Here is a 17,596-nt window from a genome sequence, read left to right on the forward strand (position 1 = left end):
GCAAGGAACAGTTCAGGGTTTAATGGCCAAGCAGCTCTTCGTCCAGAACAGCGCGGGCCTGTGAGGCATCTTGCGCAATCTGCTCTTTCAGCGCGTCCAGCCCGGCAAAGCGTTTTTCCGCCCGCAACATACGGTGCAGCGCTACGGAGAGCGTCTGGCCATACAGGTCGCCCTCAAAATCAAACAGATTGACTTCCAGCCGGCTCTCCTGCCCGTCATCAATCGTTGGGCGGCGGCCGATATTGGCAACGCCCGGCCGGGTCTGCCCACCCGGCAGACGCACCGTGACGGCATAGACACCCCGCGCAGGCTCCAGATGCCGCCCCAGCGGAATATTGGCGGTGGGGAAGCCCAGCAGGCGGCCACGTTTATCCCCGTGCTGCACCTCGCCCCGGATAAACCACGGGCGGCCCAGCTCTTCCGCCGCGCGTTCCGGGTAGCCATCCTGCAACAGCCGCCGGATGCGCGAGGACGAATACGGCCCGGCAGCATCGGAGAGCGCCTGCACGGGCGTAAAGCCCATCCCGAGTTCAGCAGAGCGTTCGGACAGGAAGCTCACATCGCCCCCGCGCCGGTGGCCAAAAGCAAAATCCGGCCCACAGGCGACGTGCTTCAGCCCCAGCCCGTTGCACAGCACATCTTCCACAAACCGCTCGGCGGACATCTGGGAGAATGCTTCATCAAACCGGATCTGGAACACATGCCGCACGCCCAGCGCCTCAAGGGCCGCGCGCTTTTCCGCTGATAATGTCAGGCGGAACGGCGGGTCCTGCGGGCGGAACAGTTCACGCGGATGCGGGTCAAACGTCACCACAGCCAGAGGAAGGTCTGGCCGCGCGGAGTGGAGGGTATGCACCAGATGAGCATGCCCAAGATGCACCCCATCAAAATTCCCCAGAGCAGCAGCGCAGCCACGGGCCTCATCGGGGATTGCCGTCCAGTCCTCATGCAGCCGCGCCGTGATCACGCCCGCGGCTCCGCACCCGGCAGACCGAACAGGCGGGCGGCTTCCGGCAGGGTGGCCGCAACGGGGTGATGCTTCCCTGCCACGGTCCCGTCTTCCGGGCGCACAATCTGGCAGACCTGCACTCCGGCTTCCGCCGCGGCATCCAGTTCCGCCGTCACGTCAGACAGGAACAGCACGTCCTGCGCCTGCCAGCCGGTTTCCCGCAGGATGTTGCGATAGCTTTCCGCTTCTTTTTTTCCGCCAACCCGCAGATCAAAAAACTTGCTGAACAGCGGCGTCACGTCGCCCTGCTGCGTGTGGCCAAAAATCAGCTTCTGCGCAGGCTGGGAGCCGGAAGAATAGACTGCCAGTGTCAGTCCGGCTTTTGCCCATGTTTCCAGCGTGGGCACCACATCCGGGTAGAGGCTCGCAATCAGTTCCCCCCGTTGATAGCCCTGCGCCCAGACAATCCCCTGCAAGGCCTTGAGCGGGCCAACCTTGGCATCCGCATCCATCCAGCACGTCAGTTGCTCCATAGGCGGCACGCCGGGGGCGAGACGGGCAATTTCTTCCAGTTCTGCATGCACCGCCGGGTCATGCGCCTGCTCGGCCACCAGAGCGGGCAGATGTTTGCGGGCATACGGGAACAGCACCTGATGCACGAAGGAGACCGGGGCCGTTGTGCCCTCAATATCCAGCAGAGCGACGCGCGGGGTGTGAGAGACTGCACTCATTGATCATACGCCATAAAACGGTTTGCAAGGTCTGTGCCGGTGTAATCCGCTACCCAGCCTTCCTTGTGCGTAAAAATCCGCAGGGCCACCACATCCGGCTCCGGCCCGGCATCAAACCAGTGCTTTGTGCCTTCCGGCACGGAGATCAGGTCTGTCTGGGTGCATTCCACGTCATAAATCTTGTCGGCCAGATGCAGGATGAAGTGACCTGAGCCGTGCACAAAAAAGCGCACTTCATCTTCACTATGCGTATGTTCGGACAGAAATTTTGCGCGGAGTGCTGCACCGTTTGGCGTATCCGGCCCTACGCGCATGACATCGGCGGAGCCAGCCCCGGTCTCCCCCATCAGCTTATCCAGAAACGGGCGATAGGTGGCCAGAACCGTCTCCGCATCGGCAGAGCGTGGCGGGATTTCCGGCCCCTGCCACCGCTCAAACCGCACGCCCAGCGGGCGCAGCAGATTGGCCATTTCCACCGGGTCCTGCGTGTGCAGAACGGGCGTTTCCGGCACGGTATCCTGATAAATGGTCAGTGCGCTCACAGCCCCAGCTTCCTTCTTTCCAGCAGGCAGGCCAGCAGGAATTCCAGCCCTTCCAGCCGGGCAAGTGCGGTGGGCATATCCTTGCCCCACACATACACACCGTGGCCACGGATAATATATCCGGCAGGCATCCCACCGAAAAAGGGTGCGACGACCTGTGCCAGACGGGCGATATCCTGATCATTTGCAAACAGTGGCACCGGCACGGAAGCCTCATGCGTGGTCTGGCCGGCAAACACCTTCTGCACTTCATAATCCGTAAGGTGCAGAGCCGGGCCTTTTTCAATCATCGAGAGCACGGTGGAGGCCACGGAATGTCCATGCAGCACGGCACCGGCACTCGGGTCCTGCTGGTAGATCTGGCAGTGCAGCAGGGTTTCTGCACTTGGCTTATCCCCGCTGCGATGCGGCTGCCCGGCCTCATCAACCGTGATCACATCCTCCGCCTTCAGGAAGCCTTTATGGCACCCGGAGCGGGTAATGGCGATGCGCCCATCTGGCAGGCGGCGGCTGATATTACCCGCAGTCGCTGGCACCCAGCCACGTACATCCATCCGCTGCCCAGCCGCCAGAATATCCTGCGTGGCGCGTGCAAAATCCGTCATGCTCTCGCTCATTATTTTATTCCGACCCTGTTCGCGGCCCTGATCTTACGCCACCTGACCTCAGCCAGCAGACCGCACGCAGGCGGCCCGCCTCTGGCCCGCCGTATGGCCGGGCTCAGGGCTGGCGCGTTTTTTCAGGCTGCACAGCGGCGGGGTCTGCCGGGTTTGCCGCAGGCGGCGGGGAAATATGGCCTCCGGCGCGCGGAGCCGGTTCGTCCATCGGTTCATCATCCGCCATGTGCTTCTTGAAGGATTTAATCCCCTTCGCGAAATCACCCATCATGGAGCTGATCTTGCCGCCACCGCCAAAAACCACCAGCACAACCGCAAGCACAATCAGCCAGTGCCAGATGCTTAAGCTACCCATTCAACAGCCCTCTGTTTAACAGGCCGGCGCACTGCGAACGGCCCAAATTCCCTGTTTCTGTTCTGAACCACATGGCGGTGCTTCCCCCATCATGCAAGCCCGATCTCTCGGCCGGGCCTGAAAAACGGGGCAAACCACCCTCAAATCACCCTGCGGACCAGTCCCCCGGCGGATACCAGCCTATGAGCTGCCACCCTCCAGCACAGGTTCTATAAATCCATACGCAGGGTAGACGGTTTTCCCCATGCCGTGAATAGGCGTCCACCAGACCCGCACCTGCGTCCAGTTATTCCCCGGTGAGACATCCTCCACCGGCGCACGGCGCGTCACCCGCCCCGGCTCCCAGTTGGCATGGTCCACCAGCACAAGGCGCGAATTTTTCACGGCCCGCACCACAGAGACATGCCCGGATGGCAGCCGCCGGGTGGAGCGGAACACAAGCACCTCCCCCGGCTCCGGCGTGGAGGTGCGGGTATATCGCCCTCCGGCCTGCCGCCACCAGCTTGCCGCGGCCCCGCGCAACTGCACCCCGGAATGCTCCCGCGCATACGGGGCACACTGCACGGACCCACCCCATCCGCCGTGGCCTGCACAGGCCGCCAGCAACAGGGGCAGAAAAAGAACACTCCAACGCTTCACGACTCGGCCCTCAAACGCTCCATCCACTCCTGCGCCTCCGCCGGGTCCATTTCCAGAACCCGCTGCGCCACATCCCGCCCAAACCCGGCGCGGGCCAGAATACCCATAGCCCGACGCTCTTCCGCCGCTTCCGGGCTCAGGCCATATCCGCCCTCTTCCTCCTGTGGCGCAACACGCGGAGGCCTGAGGGACGGCCCCCCGGCAAACGGCCCCAGCCTGCGCTTACGCGCCAGCACAAGAGCGGAGGATAGCTCCACCTCGGCAGGAGAAAACCCTTCCACCACCTCCTGCAAGGCGGCGTCCCGCACATCCGCCTCAACCCCGCGCGCTGCCAGATGCGCCTGCACCGCCCGACCGGAGCGGCCAGACCGCACCAGCCTGCGGGCGCGGGCCTGCGCAAAAGCGGCGTCATCCACTGCCCCCAGCCTGATCATCTCTTCCGCCACAGCCTCTACCACCGGGCGCAGGGCAGCGGCGGCGGCGCGCACATCCTCCTGCTCGGCTCCGGCTTTCAAAGCACTCCGCTCCCATCGGGCAATACGGCGCAGCAGAACCTGCTCCAGCCCCTGCCGCGTGGTGGAAAAACGTGCCAGATGCGCAAGAGCAGCCTCCCGCAGCACCTTGCGGTCGGGCGGGGGCACAGCGGCGGAGTCAGTCTCGGATCCCATACCCGCCCTTATGCCCTATTTTGCGGTCAAAAGACCATTCATGACCCGCAAACCCCCTCCGCGCGCAAGAAATGTGACAGTTTCATGCGAGATTTTCGTTTTAGGCGTTTGACTCTGCGCGCAGGACAGCCGCATCATGCCGGATGCAAACGGGTCGCCCGCTCCAGACAGGCAGCGGGCGTTTTCTGTTTTGCATCCTTTTCCTTTTTTGCTGATCACCTCAACGCAACACAAAGAACTGTTCCATGATTCCAGCCCTGACACCGACCTACAACCGTGCCTCCCTCGCTTTTGAGCGTGGCGAAGGCGCCTGGCTGTACACGACGGACGGGCGACGATTCCTGGACTTTGCCGCGGGCATTGCCACCTGCTCCATCGGGCACGCACACCCGCATATGGTCAGTGAACTCACCGGCCAGATCGGGCGGGTGATGCATGTCTCCAACCTGTTCCAGATTCCGCAGGCCATCCGGCTGGCGGAACGGCTGGTGGCCAACAGCTTTGCGGACAGCGTGTTCTTCTGCAATTCCGGCGCTGAAGCCAATGAAGGCATGGTGAAGTTCGCGCGCCGGGCGCAGGCCCTGTCCGGCCACCCGGAGCGGACGGACATTATCTGTATGGATGGTGCATTTCATGGCCGGACGCTGGCTATGCTCTCCGCCACCGGCAACCCGAAATATCTGGAAGGCTTCGGCACCCCGGTTCCGGGCTTTGTGCATGTCCCGTTTAATGACATTGCGGCCCTGAAAGCCGCCATCACCCCGCAGACCGCCGCCATCATGCTGGAACCCATTCAGGGGGAAAGCGGTATCAAGGTTGCAAGCCCGGAGTATCTCAAAGCAGTTCGCGCTCTGTGTGATGAAACCGGGGTGCTGCTCGCACTGGATGAAGTGCAGTGCGGCGTGGGCCGAACAGGCAAACTGTTTGCGCATGAATGGGCCGGTATTACGCCGGATGTTATGTCCGCCGCCAAAGGTCTGGGCGGGGGCTTTCCCATCGGCGCGGTTCTGGCGACGGAAGCCGTCGCGAAAAACATGACGGCGGGCACCCACGGCACCACATTTGGCGGCAACCCGCTGGCCTGCACGGCGGCCAATGCCGTGCTGGACGTTCTGCTGGCCCCCGGCTTTCTGGAGCAGGTTCAGGCCCGCGCCGCGCTGCTGGACAGCCTGCTGGATGATCTGGTGCAGAACGCCCCTGCCGTTTTTGCGGAACGGCGCGGCCTTGGCCTGCTGATCGGCCTGCGCTGCGTGCCGCCTGTCGGCACGGTGCAGGCTGCAGCGCAGGAGGCCGATCTGCTGTGCGTCACCGCGGGTGAGAACGTGCTGCGTCTGGTCCCGCCCCTTACCATTTCTGAAGATGAGTGCCGTGAGGCCGCCGCCCGCCTGAAAAAAGCGGTGCAGATTTTGACTGACACCCAGAACACAAAAACACTGGAGCCAAGCCTGTGAGTGCTGCCCTTTCCTCTCTGTCCTCCACCACGACGCAGTCCGGGCCGCGCCACTTTCTTGACCTGAAAGATCTGGACGCCACAACGCTCCGCCAGATTCTCGATGTTGCTGCGGGCATGAAGCAGATGCAGAAGGGCCGCCGCTTCCCGCTGCATCCGCGCGTGCCGCTGGCAGGCCGGGCGCTTGGCATTATTCTCTCCAAGCCCTCAACCCGCACCCGCGTTTCTTTTGAAGTCGGGATTCGTCAGCTTGGGGGGGATGCCGTCATCCTCTCCCCGTCCGACATGCAGATTGGTCGCGGCGAGACCATTACGGACACCGCCCGCGTTCTCTCCCGCTTTGTGGATGCGCTGGTGCTGCGCACGGGCCGCACGGAAAACCTGCATGAACTGGCGCGGGCCGCCAGCGTGCCGGTTATCAACGGTCTGACGCCTTCCTCGCACCCCGTGCAGATTCTGGCGGATATCCTGACTTATGAAGAGCATCGCGGCCCGGTCAAAGGCCGCACCTTTGCCTGGACGGGGGACGGCAACAACGTGCTGGTCTCCCTGATTGAAGGGGCCGTGCGCTTTGGCTTCAAACTCCGGGCTGCCACCCCGGCAGATATGGCCCCGCCGCAGGCCGTGCTGGACTGGGCCAGACAGGAAGGCGGCGATGTGGTGCTGACCACGGACCCGCGCGCCGCCGTGGACGGCGCTGACTGTGTGGTGACGGATACATGGCTCAGCATGTCGGACTCGGAAGAAGAAGCCGCGATGCGCCTCGCCAAACTTTCTCCCTACCGGGTCGACGCTGCCCTGATGGCTCTGGCCGCGCCAGATGCCCTGTTCATGCACTGCCTGCCCGCCCATATTGGGGAGGAAGTGACGGAAGACGTGTTTGAAGGCCCGCAATCCGTAGTGTTTGATGAAGCCGAAAACCGTCTCCATGCCCAGAAGGGCCTGCTGGCCTGGACCATGGGCGGAGAGAACTGGCTCTCTTTCGGGAAGGAATGAGCATATGAAGGACGCAGGCACACCGGCATACCCCACCGGCACGGAAGACACACCTGCCACACCGGGCTGGGTGGAAGACAGTCTGGACCGTATTCTGGCCAGCCTGCCCGTTGCAGCGGATAAGCTCGCGTCCTTCCGCGCCTCCTATCTGGACTGTCTGGCAGGCTGCGGCCGCACCGCGGATCTGGACCGCGCGCATGACGCCTGCCGTCAGGGCTTTCTGCGCGCCGTGCAGGATGGGCTGGAACTGGATGCCAGCACGCTCCGCACACTGGAACAGCAGCTTGAACAGCTCGAACTGTCCATTTCCTCAGAGATCTGAACCCGCCGGGGCCTGACGTTCCGGCGTCTGCCGTCCGGGCCTTTCCGTAGCCTGTCTCCATCTGGCCGGGACACCCCCCTGTTATTGCGGGGGATGCCTCCCCATATCCTCAGCACTGATCGTTCTTAAGGTTTTTTATGGAAACTCCTGCTTTTCTTGACCGTGACCGCCCGGATGTGCCGGATCTGGTCGTGCCCGGTGGTGTGACACCTTTTTATCTGCAAGGCCGCCCCGTGCGCGGGCGACTGGTGCGCCTTGGCGTGCTGACCGATGTGCTGCTGACGCGCCATGACCACCCCGGCGTGGTGAATCGTCTGGCAGGCAAGGCGCTGGCGCTGGTGGCCGGTCTGGCCTCCGCGCTGAAGTTTCAGGGAGCGTTTTCCCTCCAGATCAAAGGGGATGGCCCCGTCACCATGCTGGTGGCTGACTGCACGGATACCGGTGCGCTGCGCTTTTACGCCCGCACGGATGAGGATGCGCTCAACACCCTGCTTCAGGACACTCCGAACCCGACCGACCGGGAACTGCTGGGCAATGGCTATATGGCCCTGACGGTGGATCAGGGGCCGGACATGGAGCGGCATCAGGGGATTGTGGACCTTGCGGGCGATGACCTCGCCGCCATGGCGACCCATTACTTCAAAACCAGTGAGCAGCATGCCTGCTGGATCTATCTGTGCTGCACCATGACGGATGCAGGCTGGCGCGCGGGCGGCCTTGTGCTGGAACGCATTGCCGGTGAGGGTGGCACCCATGTTGTGGGCGATGAAAACGCCGATGCAAGCTGGGAGACCGCCACCATTCTGGCCTCGACCCTCTCCACCAAGGAAGTACTGGACGACAGTCTGCCATCTGCCACGCTGCTGCACCGCCTGTTCCATCAGGAAGATCTTCAGGTCAGCCAGCCTCGTGCGCTTGCCTATGGCTGCCGGTGCTCCCGCGCCCGTCTGGCCAGCGTGCTGGAAGGGTTCGACACGGATGATCTGGACCATATGTGCCAGGATGACGGGCAGATTGTGATGACGTGTGAATTCTGCAATCACGACTTCCGCTTCCCGCGCACGGAAATTACGCCCCGCACCCTGTAAGGGCGCGCGACACAGAACCGTTGACCACCTTTATCACCGGAGGCAGGATTTCGGCTGCCTTATCCGGACCCCTCATCCGGACTCTGCGCCTTTGTTGAAGGACCGTGTTTCCATGTCGCTGTTTTCTCGCCCGCTTCGCGCAACATGCTCTGTCGCTCTGCTCCTCCCCGCCTTTCTGGCAGGCTGCGCGGGCGATAAGCAGCCGACACACTTTGCCCCCCTGCGTTATGATTATCTGAGCGTGATGCACCTGAACGCAGGCACGCTGGAGATTGAAGACGCAACCCAGCAGAACCCGGTTGCCGGGGATATCAGCGCCAACGCCCCCACCCCACCCGCGCAGGCCCTCCGCCAGATGGCGCAGGACCGTCTGGTGGCCGCAGGCGCATCTGGCACGGCAAAATTTGTGATTGATCAGGCCTCCATCCTGCACAATGCCGGGGGCGTGCTTGTGGGGCAGATGGCTGTGCATCTGGTGCTGCTCAACAGCGGCGGCACGCAGGCGGCACGGGCGGAAGCCCATGTCTCCCAGACCATGCGGCCCGACCTGTCCAAAGGAGATGCGGACAGCCCGGCCAACCTGTACGAACTCACCTCAGACATGATGCAGCGCATGAACGTGGAGTTTGAATATCAGGTGCGCAACACCATGAAAGACTGGATGGTGGATGCAGGCGGCACACCCGTTGGCTCCGCCATTCAGAGCCAGTCCCTTGATGCACCGGGCGCAAAAAGCAGCACCGCCGCAAAAGCTGCGTCAGCCGCAGCCGCAACGGCGCCTGCGCTGGTAACACCAGCCGTCACAACGCCGGAGGTGGCCACACCCGCCATCACGACCCCGGCCGTCACGGTCCCGGCTATCACCACACCGGATGTGTCCGTACCGGATGCAACGCCGTCCGCCACCGTGCCGGAAAATGTCCCCAGCACTGATACGGCATCAGGCAGCACAAAGAAAACCAGCACGTCTTCCACCAAAACCTCTGAACCCGACCCGGTTTTTCCGGCGGGCGAAGATGATGACAGCGCCAGTTCCAGCACCAGTGCTTCCACGCCAAAGGTGCGCTCCCCCGAGCCGGGCGTTCTGAAGCTGCCTAAAAAATAAGCCGACATAACACCGTGTGCCCTGCCCTCTTTCCGGCAGGGCACACGGCGAGCCATTTTCCGAAATTGCTTTGCACGGACGCCATAAAGCTCCGTGGCTCTCCATAATAATTGTAGTAATAAACATTCCCCAGACGCTGATAATAGCGTGTGTTGGAAAGGTTGTTGACGGTAAACGTCATGTTCAGTTCCGGCCGCCACTGGTAGCCTACCTGCGCACTGGCCACCACATAGGCACCCTGCCGCACGGTGCGGGTTGTACCAAACGTACTGCTCTGCGCATCCACCTCGGCCCCGATACTCCAGACATTGCGTGTCACCTCCGGGGCGGCAAAGGGATAATGTGACCAGAGTTTGAAAAGATGCCGTGGGGAATTAGGCGTGTAAGGCAACCCGGCCAGACCGGAATCATCCTTCAGGATCTTGTTATCATTAAAGGTGTAGCCAAGGCTGATGTCCCAGCCATCCAACAGCCGCCCCAGTGTTTCAAACTCAAAGCCCTGACTGCGCACCTTGCCTGCGGCATGGTAGCAGGTGCTTGTGCCGGACAGGCCGCAGGTGGTCGTGCCGTCCTGATCTTCCATAGCCTTATTGCGTTCCAGAATATGGAAACCTGCGAGTGTCACACTCAGATTGCGATGGAAAAAGGAGCCTTTAAAGCCTCCTTCAATCTGCTGCCCCAGTACCGGCTTCAGCCGCCCGGTATGGCTGTAGGCTGACTGTGGCTGGAACGTATCCGTAAAGCTGACATAGGCGGCAACCTGCGGCACGATATGCCAGACCAGCCCTAAATAGGGTGTCGGCACCGCACCGTTTTTCTGGCTGACAACATAAGGCGTGTTTTTAGACAGTTTTTTGTATTTATACTGATAAAAACTCAGTCTTCCACCAAGCATCAGATCAAGAGAAGGCAGAAGCTACACCCGTGCGGAGCCATACACCCCCACCTGTTGCGTAGGTTCGCGGTAGCGGGTGGTAATGGCCGGGCCGATGGTGTCAGAAATTGCGGGGGTGAAAAGATCCAGATTACTCAGGCCCGGCGTGGTGCGCCTTGAGGCGGACGACCCACCATCATACAGCAGATCGGAATCATAATTTGCGCCGATCAGCAGATCATGTTTCCGGTTCAGCAGATGGACGGGTCCGGTAAAATACAGGTCCGCCCCATCATAAATTTCCCAGCCGTCATACCGTGCCACAACAAAATTGCCGGTCTTTTGCGCTGTAACGGCACTGTTCAGATAGGTGTAGTGCATGGAACTGTCCGTTTCACGGTGGCGGCCCGTCAGCTTTGTGCGCCAGCCGCCGCCAAACTCATGCTCCAGTTCTCCATCAAACTCATACATCGGGCTGCTGGTCTGGCCCCAGTTTGCCCCTACAAAACTGTTCCGTGCCAGATGCAGGTCCGCACCGGAGGCTACCATGGGCAGGCCCATAAAGCGTGTGGTGTCATTTTTCTGGCCGGTTGCGGAAACAGAGAGCGTGGTGTTGTCTGTAAGATGCACATCAATATCGGCGTAGGCTGTCCAGCGGGTATCGTGCGCGTTTTTATAAAAATAGTTGCGGTCTCCCCCTGCCAGCACAAACCGGCCCGTCACCTTTTTATTGCCCGTCAGCGGTCCGGTCACATCGGCATCCGCATGGAATGTATCCCATGACCCACCGCTGAAATCCCCCTGCGCCCGGTAGGTATCCAGCGCATGCTTGCGCACAAAGTTCACACTGCCGCCCGGCGGAGCGGACCCCTGAAACATCCGGTCCGGGCCACGCCAAACTTCAAGACGATCATAAATCGCCAGATCAAACTGCTGGCTGAAGGACATACCGCCACTGGACGGCACGCCATCATATTGCGGCTGCACGGAGTAGCCCCGTGACGTAAATCCTGCCGTGCCATCTCCATACAGATTGACATTCAGCCCCGGCACCTGTTTGAGCGCCTGATCCACCGTTGTCAGGTTCTGGTCATGCATCTGCTGGCGGCTGACAACGGAAACCGATTGCGGAATTTCATCCAGCCGCAACAGCATTTTTGTCAAGGAGACCGCCTTCACCACATAGCTGCCCGTGCCATCTGTGGTGGCGTTCCTGTGCCGCTGCCCCTGCACCAGAAGTTTTTCAACGCTGCCCGGCATTTCATTCTCATCAGATACAGAAAGAGCTTTTTCTGACTTCTGCGTGCTTTTTGCGGAATAGCTCGCTTTTTTTGTAGCATCCTCCACCGCACCGGATGCCGTGGCGGCAAAAGCCGGTGCGCCACTCATGCCAAGCCCGGCCCCGCAGAGCATCAGCCCTGAGCAGGAGAGCAGCCCTGCCTTAAAACGCATCATCATCATTCCTGCTCTGTCTCCGGCATGGTCTGTCGTCGCTGCCTGCCATGCTCTGCGCGGGCCCTGTGCCTCAGCATGGCGCATCCCGCCGATTTCGTTATTAAGAATTAGTCGCATTATTACTTCTCTATGAAGCGCCGCAAGAGAGACGACACCCAATTTGTAAATTTTTTTTATGAACCCTTAAAAACCAGCTTCGGACCAAGCCGCCTTTCCATTCCCCATTTTCAAATTGCAGGCAGCCCACGCCATCGCCATAACAGCCTGATGCCGAACCAGCCGCTTTCCGCCTCCCCTTTTGCCATTGCCGATGGCCTGCCCGTGCAGGATGTGCTGCCCGACCTGTGCGCCGCCCTTGCCCGTACCCCCACCGCAGAACAGCCCGCTTCCGCCATTCTGGTCGCACCACCGGGGGCGGGAAAAACCACAACAGTTCCGCCTGTTCTGGCAGCGGCCCCCTGGCGCGGGGAGGCAGACCGCATCATCATGCTGGAGCCGCGCCGTCTGGCGGCCCGCGCCGCCGCAACACGCATTGCGTCCCTGATGGGGGAAGAGGCAGGCGGGTTTGTCGGCTTTCGCACCCGGCTGGAGTCCGTGGTGTCCGACCGCACGCGCATTGAGGTGCTGACGGAGGGCCTGTTTCTGCGCCGCCTGCTGGGTGACCCGATGCTGGAAAACGTCGCCTGCGTGATTATTGATGAAGTGCATGAACGCTCTCTGGATGCGGACCTCGCACTGGCTTTTTGTCTGGACCTGCAACGCACCCTGCGGCCGGACCTGCGGCTGGTCGCTATGTCCGCCACAGCCGAGACCGAACGCCTTGCCGCGCTCATGAACGCCCCGGTGCTGACCAGCGAGGGCCGGATGTATCCGCTCACGGTGCAGCACGCCAAACGCGATATCCCGCATCTGCGGGATCTGCCCGCCGTAACAGCCGCAGGCGTGCGGCAGGCGCTGGCGGAAACAGAAGGCGATATTCTGGTCTTCCTGCCCGGCACCGGGGAAATCCGCCGCACCGCCCAGTTGCTTGAAGACTGCTCCGCCATCGTGCTGCCCCTGCATGGGGAACTGCCCCCGGCAGAACAGGCTCTGGTGCTGCGCCCCGGTCCCGCCGGGCAACGGCGCGTTATCCTCTCGACGTCCATTGCGGAAACATCGCTTACCGTGCCCGGTGTGCGCGTTGTGGTGGATTGCGGTTTTCGTCGCGCACCGCGCTTTGACGCTGGCGCGGGCCTTTCCCGGCTGGACACGCTGCGCATCTCACGCGCCGCCGCCCGCCAGCGCGCAGGTCGCGCAGGGCGAGAAGCCCCCGGCACGGCCTTCTGTCTGTGGACAACCGCCACGGAACGCGGCCTGCCCCAGCATGACCGCCCGGAAATTCTGGAAGCGGACCTGTCTGACTTTGTTCTGGCCACAGCGTTATGGGCCGATACGGTCGGCCAGTCTGACACCCCTCTGCCCCTGCCTGACCAGCCCTCCGGCAGCGCGGTAGCCGCCGCCCGGGAGTTGCTGATTATGCTCGGCGCTCTGGAGGAAGACGGGCAGATAACCCAGCACGGGCGTGACATGGCCGCCCTTGGCACCCATCCGCGCCTTGCCGCGATGATGCTGGCTGCCCGCACGGCGGAGGAAGCCGCTCTGGCGGCAGACCTCGCAGCCCTGCTGGAAGAACGGGACCCTCTGCGCCCCCGCGCGGCAGGACGCGCAGGCCCACCGCCCGTTCCACCCTCAGATATTTCTCTGCGGCTTGACCTGATTGCCGGGGGAGACCACCCGCAGGCAGACCGGGGCGCACTGGCCCGCATCCGTCAGGCGGCCTCGCGCTTCCGTCTGCGGCTCGGTCTGCGGGCACGCCAGCAGGCGGGGGGAAACCCTGCGGCGCTGATTGCCGCAGGCTTTCCCGACCGGATTGCTCTCTCACGCGGGGAAGCAGGAACCTTCCGTCTCTCCAATGGCAGCAATGCCCGCCTGCGCCGGGATGACGGGCTGGCCGAAAAAAAGCTGCTGGCCGTGGCTGGGTTGCATTTGCGCACCTCCGCCGAAATCCGGCTTGCCGCCCCGCTGGACCTCAACGCCCTGCCGCCTGCCTTGCTGGACCGCACAAAGGAGCAGGTGGAAACCTCGCTGGACCCGGTTTCTGGCAATATTCTCGCCCGCCGCCGCACCCGGATCGGCTGCCTTGTGCTGCGGGACCTGACGGAAAAAGTGCAGGCCGGAAATGCGGCCTCTCTCCTGCTCGCGCAGGCCAAAGCCACGCCAGACACGACGCTGGACTGGCCGGACGCCGCGCGCCAGTTGCAGGCGCGGGTGGAACTGGCCCGCGCCCTGCCCGGTGGCGCAGGACCGGGCGAGGAGTGGCCGGATTTTACCACACACGCTCTGGCCGCGCGGATGGAGGAATGGCTGGCTCCTTATCTTGAAGGCGTAACCTCACTGGCCGACCTGCGCGGGCTGGACCTGACAACGCTGCTGAAAAACCATCTGGGCTACACGCTCAATGCCTGGCTGGATAAGGAACTGCCCACCACTCTCCCCTTCCCCGGCGGCAAGGCAAATGTGGACTATACGCAGCCTGTGCCCGTGGCCTCGGCCCGCGCGCAGGTCTTCTACGGCACGGACGAGACACCCAAACTGGCAGGCGGGCGCGTGCCGCTGCGCCTGGCCCTGCTCTCCCCCGCCGGACGCCCGCAGGCCATTACGGCGGATCTGGCCGGATTCTGGAAAGGCGGCTGGGCCGATATGCGCAGGGACATGCGGGGCCGTTACCCCCGGCATGAATGGCCGGAAAACCCGGCTCTCAGCCCCGCCACCCCCCGGCGGCCAGCACGTTAAGGTTTTGTCACTTCAGTACCACTCTCCGTTGCAAAACAGCAGCATAGCGTGGCGCCAGAGCACACAGCCATTGCGCGGAAACGGTAAACCGGGCCAAAAGTCCTTATGAACGGAAAGCAGACCACACACTCATGAAGCGCTTCAGGCGGGGCCTGCCGGTTATGGCCGCACTCTGTCTGCCCGGTCTTTCCGCCGGGCTGAGTGTTGCCCATGCTGACCCGATTCCCCCTGTTCCGCTGGTGGCCGCCCCCGGCCCGACCAGCTTTGCGCCGCTGGTGCGCAAGGTTGTGCCTGCGGTGGTCAATATTGCCGTCACGCGGGATTCCGATTCCGGCACCCGGAAAAAACTCCCCTCCGCCGTAAAAGGCACCCCGCTGGAGCGCCGCTTCAGGGAGCGGATGCGCAAGCATGGGGATGAAGTTCTGGGGGCAGGCTCAGGCTTTATTCTTGACCCCTCCGGCGTGATTGTCACCAACGGTCATGTGGTGGAAGACGCGGATAAAATTACCGTCGCCCTTGTCAGCGGTAAGGAATTTTCCGCCCGGCTGATTGGTATTGATGATCTGACGGATATTGCCGTCATTAAAATTGACAGCCCCACCCCTCTGCCTTTTGTGGAATGGGGGGACAGCCGCCTTGTGCAGGTGGGGGACTGGATTATGGCTGCGGGCAACCCGTTTGGTCTTGGCTCCTCCGTGACTGCGGGCATTGTTTCCGCACGTGGGCGGGATATCGGCACCGGGCCGTTTGATGATTTCCTGCAACTGGATGCCCCCATCAACCCCGGTAATTCCGGCGGCCCGACCTTTAATCTGGCCGGGCAGGTCATTGCGCTGAATACCGCCATTGTCTCGCCAACGGGCGGGTCCGTGGGGCTGGGGTTTTCCATCCCCTCGGAAATTGTCATTCCCGTCGTCAACGCTCTGCAACGTGACGGGCGCATTGACCGGGGCTGGCTGGGCGCCACGCTGGAAGATATTACCACCCATAACGGCACCCGCGTGGCGGAAGTGGACCGCAACAGCCCGGCCGCTCAGGGCGGCCTGAAGCGCGGTGACATTATTACTGCCATGGGCGGAGAGCATATGGACACCGCCCGCACCATGATCCGCGCCGTAGCCGCCGCCCACCCAAACAGCGCGGTGCAGATCAGCGTACAGCGGCAAAGCCAGCCTATGACGCTGACCATTCATATCGGCCATCGTCCGCTTTCTGAAGACTGAGGGCGCGAGGCGTCTTTAAAAATTACAGTTCCATGAAACAAGACCAGATTGGTCCATTACTTACGCAACCCAAATAAAGATTGACCCCACCCGCCTTCAGCGTAAAATGCGCGGGAAAAGGGATACGTTTTCAGAATAGTTGTTCTGGTGAGTGTGTTTCTTCATGACGCCGCACCCGGGTTTCCGGGCGCTGGCCATTTTTTCTGATGTTGTGCGCCACCGAAAGGGCTTCACCATGCAAATGTACGGTTTTCTGACACTGCTGGGTCTGGACATGCTGTATACCGGCCTCAAGCTGAACGACATGACCTTCGTGTCTTTCTGCATTGCCTTCGGTCTGCCGGTTGTGCTGATGGCAGGCTATGTGCTGGACAACATGCAGAAAGAAGGCGCCTGAGTTTTCAGGTCCGGTTTTTCTGAAAAAATCCGCAAAAAAATGCCGCCGAGCCTTCTGCCCGGCGGCTTTTTTGTGCCTGCGTCTCTCTGAAAGACCAGCCACCGCCCGTCAGATCATCTCAAGCGGCGTCTTGCTGGCAGGCGGCGGGAAGGCTGCATCCAGATCCGCCAGATCCTGCTCCGTGAGCATAATGTCCTGCGCGGCAATATTATCCTTCAGATGCGCCAGAGAGCCCGCCTTGGGGATGGGCATGACATTGTCCATCCGCAGCACCCACGCCAGAGCAATCTGCGCCGGGCTTGCCGGGCCATGCGCGGTGGTATGCCGCGCGGCCACAGTGCGCAGCGCCGCATTCCGGAGCAACGCTCCACCCTGCCCGATGGGTGAATAGGCCATTGTCATGACATGCCGGAAGCGGTTGGTATCCAGCAGGTCATACTCAACACCCCGGTGCTCAAGACTATACAGAATCTGGTTAGCCGCACATTCACAGGAGCGGCTGTAGCGTTCCAGTTCCAGCATGTCCTCCACATCAAAGTTAGACACACCCCAGTAGCGGATCAGTCCTTCCTCTTTCAGCTTGCGGAAGGCGTCAATCGTTTCCGCCAGCGGCACGCTGCCACGCCAGTGGAGCAGATACAGGTCAATCCGGTCCGTCCCCAGCCGCCGCAGGGAGGACCGGCACGCTTTGGCCACCCCCTCTGCCGAGGCGTTGCTGGGCAAAACCTTCGTCACCAGAAAGACGTCATCCCGCACGTCCCGCAGGGCTTCTCCCACCAGACTTTCCGAGCGGCCCTGCCCGTACATCTCCGCGGTATCCACCACCTTCAGTCCGGCTTCCACACCATGACGCAGGGATGCAACTTCCTCTTTCCATGTGGCGGAAGACTCCCCCATGTTCCAGGTCCCCATCCCCAGCGCGGGCAGTTTTGTACCATCCGGCAGAGTGACTGTTTTCGCCATATCGCTTGCGTCCTTCTTCCTCAAACAGCGGCTGCGCTGCTCCACACGGCGCTCGCACGCCCAGACATCAGGCAAGCCCTACAGCCTCTGCCGGCGTTGCAACAGGCCGAATCAACGAGCCGGACAGCCGTCCGGGCCAGAGACTACGGCGTGTCGTCAGTTAAGCAGGATGATGATTGAGGCGAACTGCACGGCTGCGAGGAAGGTCGATTTCAGTTTATCGTATCGGGTTGCGATAGCGCGAAACTGCTTTAGTTTATTGAAGAACCTCTCAATCAGGTTCCGTTCGCGGTAGAGAGAAAAATCGGTTTTCCGTCGTGTCGTTCTGTTGCGTTTTGGCGGGATGACCGGGGTAATCCCGCGTTGTATCAGCCGATCGATCAACCTGTC

19 protein-coding genes are annotated in these 17,596 nt (G+C 61.8%); 8 read left to right on the forward strand and 11 right to left on the reverse strand.

From position 1 onward, the window contains the following. Positions 1 to 19: 19 nt before the first annotated feature. The 7 genes from KP699_RS12975 to KP699_RS13005 all read right to left on the reverse strand — a co-directional run bounded on the left by KP699_RS12975 (position 20) and on the right by KP699_RS13005 (position 4,501). Positions 20 to 967, reverse strand: a complete 948-nt coding sequence (locus KP699_RS12975; protein WP_215762916.1) for a bifunctional riboflavin kinase/FAD synthetase — start codon at positions 965 to 967, stop codon at positions 20 to 22. Beyond that, positions 964 to 1,680, reverse strand: coding sequence for an acireductone synthase (gene mtnC / locus KP699_RS12980; RefSeq protein WP_215762917.1), 717 nt, complete (start codon positions 1,678 to 1,680; stop codon positions 964 to 966). Before mtnC ends, KP699_RS12975 begins: the two co-directional genes overlap by 4 nt. Further along, positions 1,677 to 2,222 carry an acireductone dioxygenase gene (locus KP699_RS12985; protein ID WP_077930229.1) on the reverse strand — a complete coding sequence of 182 codons (546 nt, stop codon included), beginning with the start codon at positions 2,220 to 2,222 and terminating at the stop codon, positions 1,677 to 1,679. The genes mtnC and KP699_RS12985 overlap by 4 nt, the downstream gene beginning before the upstream one ends. Then, positions 2,219 to 2,839, reverse strand: a complete 621-nt coding sequence (locus tag KP699_RS12990) for a methylthioribulose 1-phosphate dehydratase (protein WP_215762918.1) — start codon at positions 2,837 to 2,839, stop codon at positions 2,219 to 2,221. The genes KP699_RS12985 and KP699_RS12990 overlap by 4 nt, the downstream gene beginning before the upstream one ends. A gap of 103 nt (positions 2,840 to 2,942) precedes the next feature. Further along, positions 2,943 to 3,194 (reverse strand): twin-arginine translocase TatA/TatE family subunit, encoded by a 252-nt coding sequence (locus KP699_RS12995; RefSeq protein ID WP_077930231.1) that lies wholly within the window; start codon positions 3,192 to 3,194, stop codon positions 2,943 to 2,945. A 180-nt stretch (positions 3,195 to 3,374) separates the two neighbouring features. Then, positions 3,375 to 3,833, reverse strand: coding sequence for a CHAP domain-containing protein (locus KP699_RS13000; protein ID WP_077930232.1), 459 nt, complete (start codon positions 3,831 to 3,833; stop codon positions 3,375 to 3,377). Beyond that, on the reverse strand, positions 3,830 to 4,501 hold the full coding sequence (locus tag KP699_RS13005) for a RecX family transcriptional regulator (RefSeq protein WP_215762919.1): 672 nt from the start codon (positions 4,499 to 4,501) through the stop codon (positions 3,830 to 3,832). Before KP699_RS13005 ends, KP699_RS13000 begins: the two co-directional genes overlap by 4 nt. Before the next feature lie 245 nt (positions 4,502 to 4,746). Between KP699_RS13005 and KP699_RS13010 the strand changes: the two genes are divergently transcribed. The 5 genes from KP699_RS13010 to KP699_RS13030 all read left to right on the forward strand — a co-directional run bounded on the left by KP699_RS13010 (position 4,747) and on the right by KP699_RS13030 (position 9,462). Beyond that, positions 4,747 to 5,952, forward strand: a complete 1,206-nt coding sequence (locus tag KP699_RS13010; protein WP_212359813.1) for an aspartate aminotransferase family protein — start codon at positions 4,747 to 4,749, stop codon at positions 5,950 to 5,952. Continuing rightward, positions 5,949 to 6,947, forward strand: a complete 999-nt coding sequence (gene argF, locus KP699_RS13015; protein WP_212356283.1) for an ornithine carbamoyltransferase — start codon at positions 5,949 to 5,951, stop codon at positions 6,945 to 6,947. The genes KP699_RS13010 and argF overlap by 4 nt, the downstream gene beginning before the upstream one ends. A 4-nt stretch (positions 6,948 to 6,951) precedes the next feature. Next, entirely contained in the window at positions 6,952 to 7,269 is a 318-nt protein-coding gene (locus KP699_RS13020) for a hypothetical protein (RefSeq protein ID WP_215762920.1), read from the forward strand. A gap of 137 nt (positions 7,270 to 7,406) precedes the next feature. Beyond that, complete coding sequence (locus KP699_RS13025; protein WP_086655474.1) at positions 7,407 to 8,357, forward strand: Hsp33 family molecular chaperone HslO; 951 nt, start codon at positions 7,407 to 7,409, stop codon at positions 8,355 to 8,357. A 112-nt stretch (positions 8,358 to 8,469) separates the two neighbouring features. Further along, positions 8,470 to 9,462 (forward strand): hypothetical protein, encoded by a 993-nt coding sequence (locus KP699_RS13030; RefSeq protein ID WP_215762921.1) that lies wholly within the window; start codon positions 8,470 to 8,472, stop codon positions 9,460 to 9,462. Here the strand turns inward: KP699_RS13030 and KP699_RS13035 are convergent. Both KP699_RS13035 and KP699_RS13040 read right to left on the reverse strand, forming a co-directional pair. Then, the gene (locus KP699_RS13035) at positions 9,452 to 10,375 is read right to left on the reverse strand and encodes a TonB-dependent siderophore receptor (protein WP_374196943.1); all 924 of its coding nucleotides are present in this window, start codon (positions 10,373 to 10,375) and stop codon (positions 9,452 to 9,454) included. The genes KP699_RS13030 and KP699_RS13035 overlap by 11 nt on opposite strands. Before the next feature lie 3 nt (positions 10,376 to 10,378). After that, the gene (locus tag KP699_RS13040; protein WP_215762923.1) at positions 10,379 to 11,908 is read right to left on the reverse strand and encodes a TonB-dependent siderophore receptor; all 1,530 of its coding nucleotides are present in this window, start codon (positions 11,906 to 11,908) and stop codon (positions 10,379 to 10,381) included. A 150-nt stretch (positions 11,909 to 12,058) separates the two neighbouring features. Here KP699_RS13040 and hrpB point away from each other — a divergent pair, with 150 nt between their 5' ends. The 3 genes from hrpB to KP699_RS13055 all read left to right on the forward strand — a co-directional run bounded on the left by hrpB (position 12,059) and on the right by KP699_RS13055 (position 16,243). Next, positions 12,059 to 14,623, forward strand: coding sequence for an ATP-dependent helicase HrpB (gene hrpB, locus KP699_RS13045; RefSeq protein WP_215762924.1), 2,565 nt, complete (start codon positions 12,059 to 12,061; stop codon positions 14,621 to 14,623). A gap of 131 nt (positions 14,624 to 14,754) precedes the next feature. Further along, a complete protein-coding gene (locus KP699_RS13050) occupies positions 14,755 to 15,846 on the forward strand; it encodes a S1C family serine protease (RefSeq protein ID WP_212359798.1) in 1,092 nt (363 codons plus the stop codon). Positions 15,847 to 16,009: 163 nt separating this feature from the next. Next, a complete protein-coding gene (locus KP699_RS13055; RefSeq protein ID WP_215762925.1) occupies positions 16,010 to 16,243 on the forward strand; it encodes a hypothetical protein in 234 nt (77 codons plus the stop codon). A gap of 108 nt (positions 16,244 to 16,351) precedes the next feature. Here the strand turns inward: KP699_RS13055 and KP699_RS13060 are convergent, their stop codons facing one another. Next, positions 16,352 to 17,206 carry an aldo/keto reductase gene (locus KP699_RS13060; RefSeq protein WP_215762926.1) on the reverse strand — a complete coding sequence of 285 codons (855 nt, stop codon included), beginning with the start codon at positions 17,204 to 17,206 and terminating at the stop codon, positions 16,352 to 16,354. Positions 17,207 to 17,362: 156 nt separating this feature from the next. Next, positions 17,363 to 17,596: transposase (locus tag KP699_RS13065; RefSeq protein ID WP_215762927.1), on the reverse strand; the 234-nt coding region annotated here is incomplete at its 5' end.

It is taken from the genome of Acetobacter sp. P1H12_c, from assembly GCF_018811975.1.
Classification (GTDB): Bacteria; Pseudomonadota; Alphaproteobacteria; order Acetobacterales; family Acetobacteraceae; genus Acetobacter; species Acetobacter persici.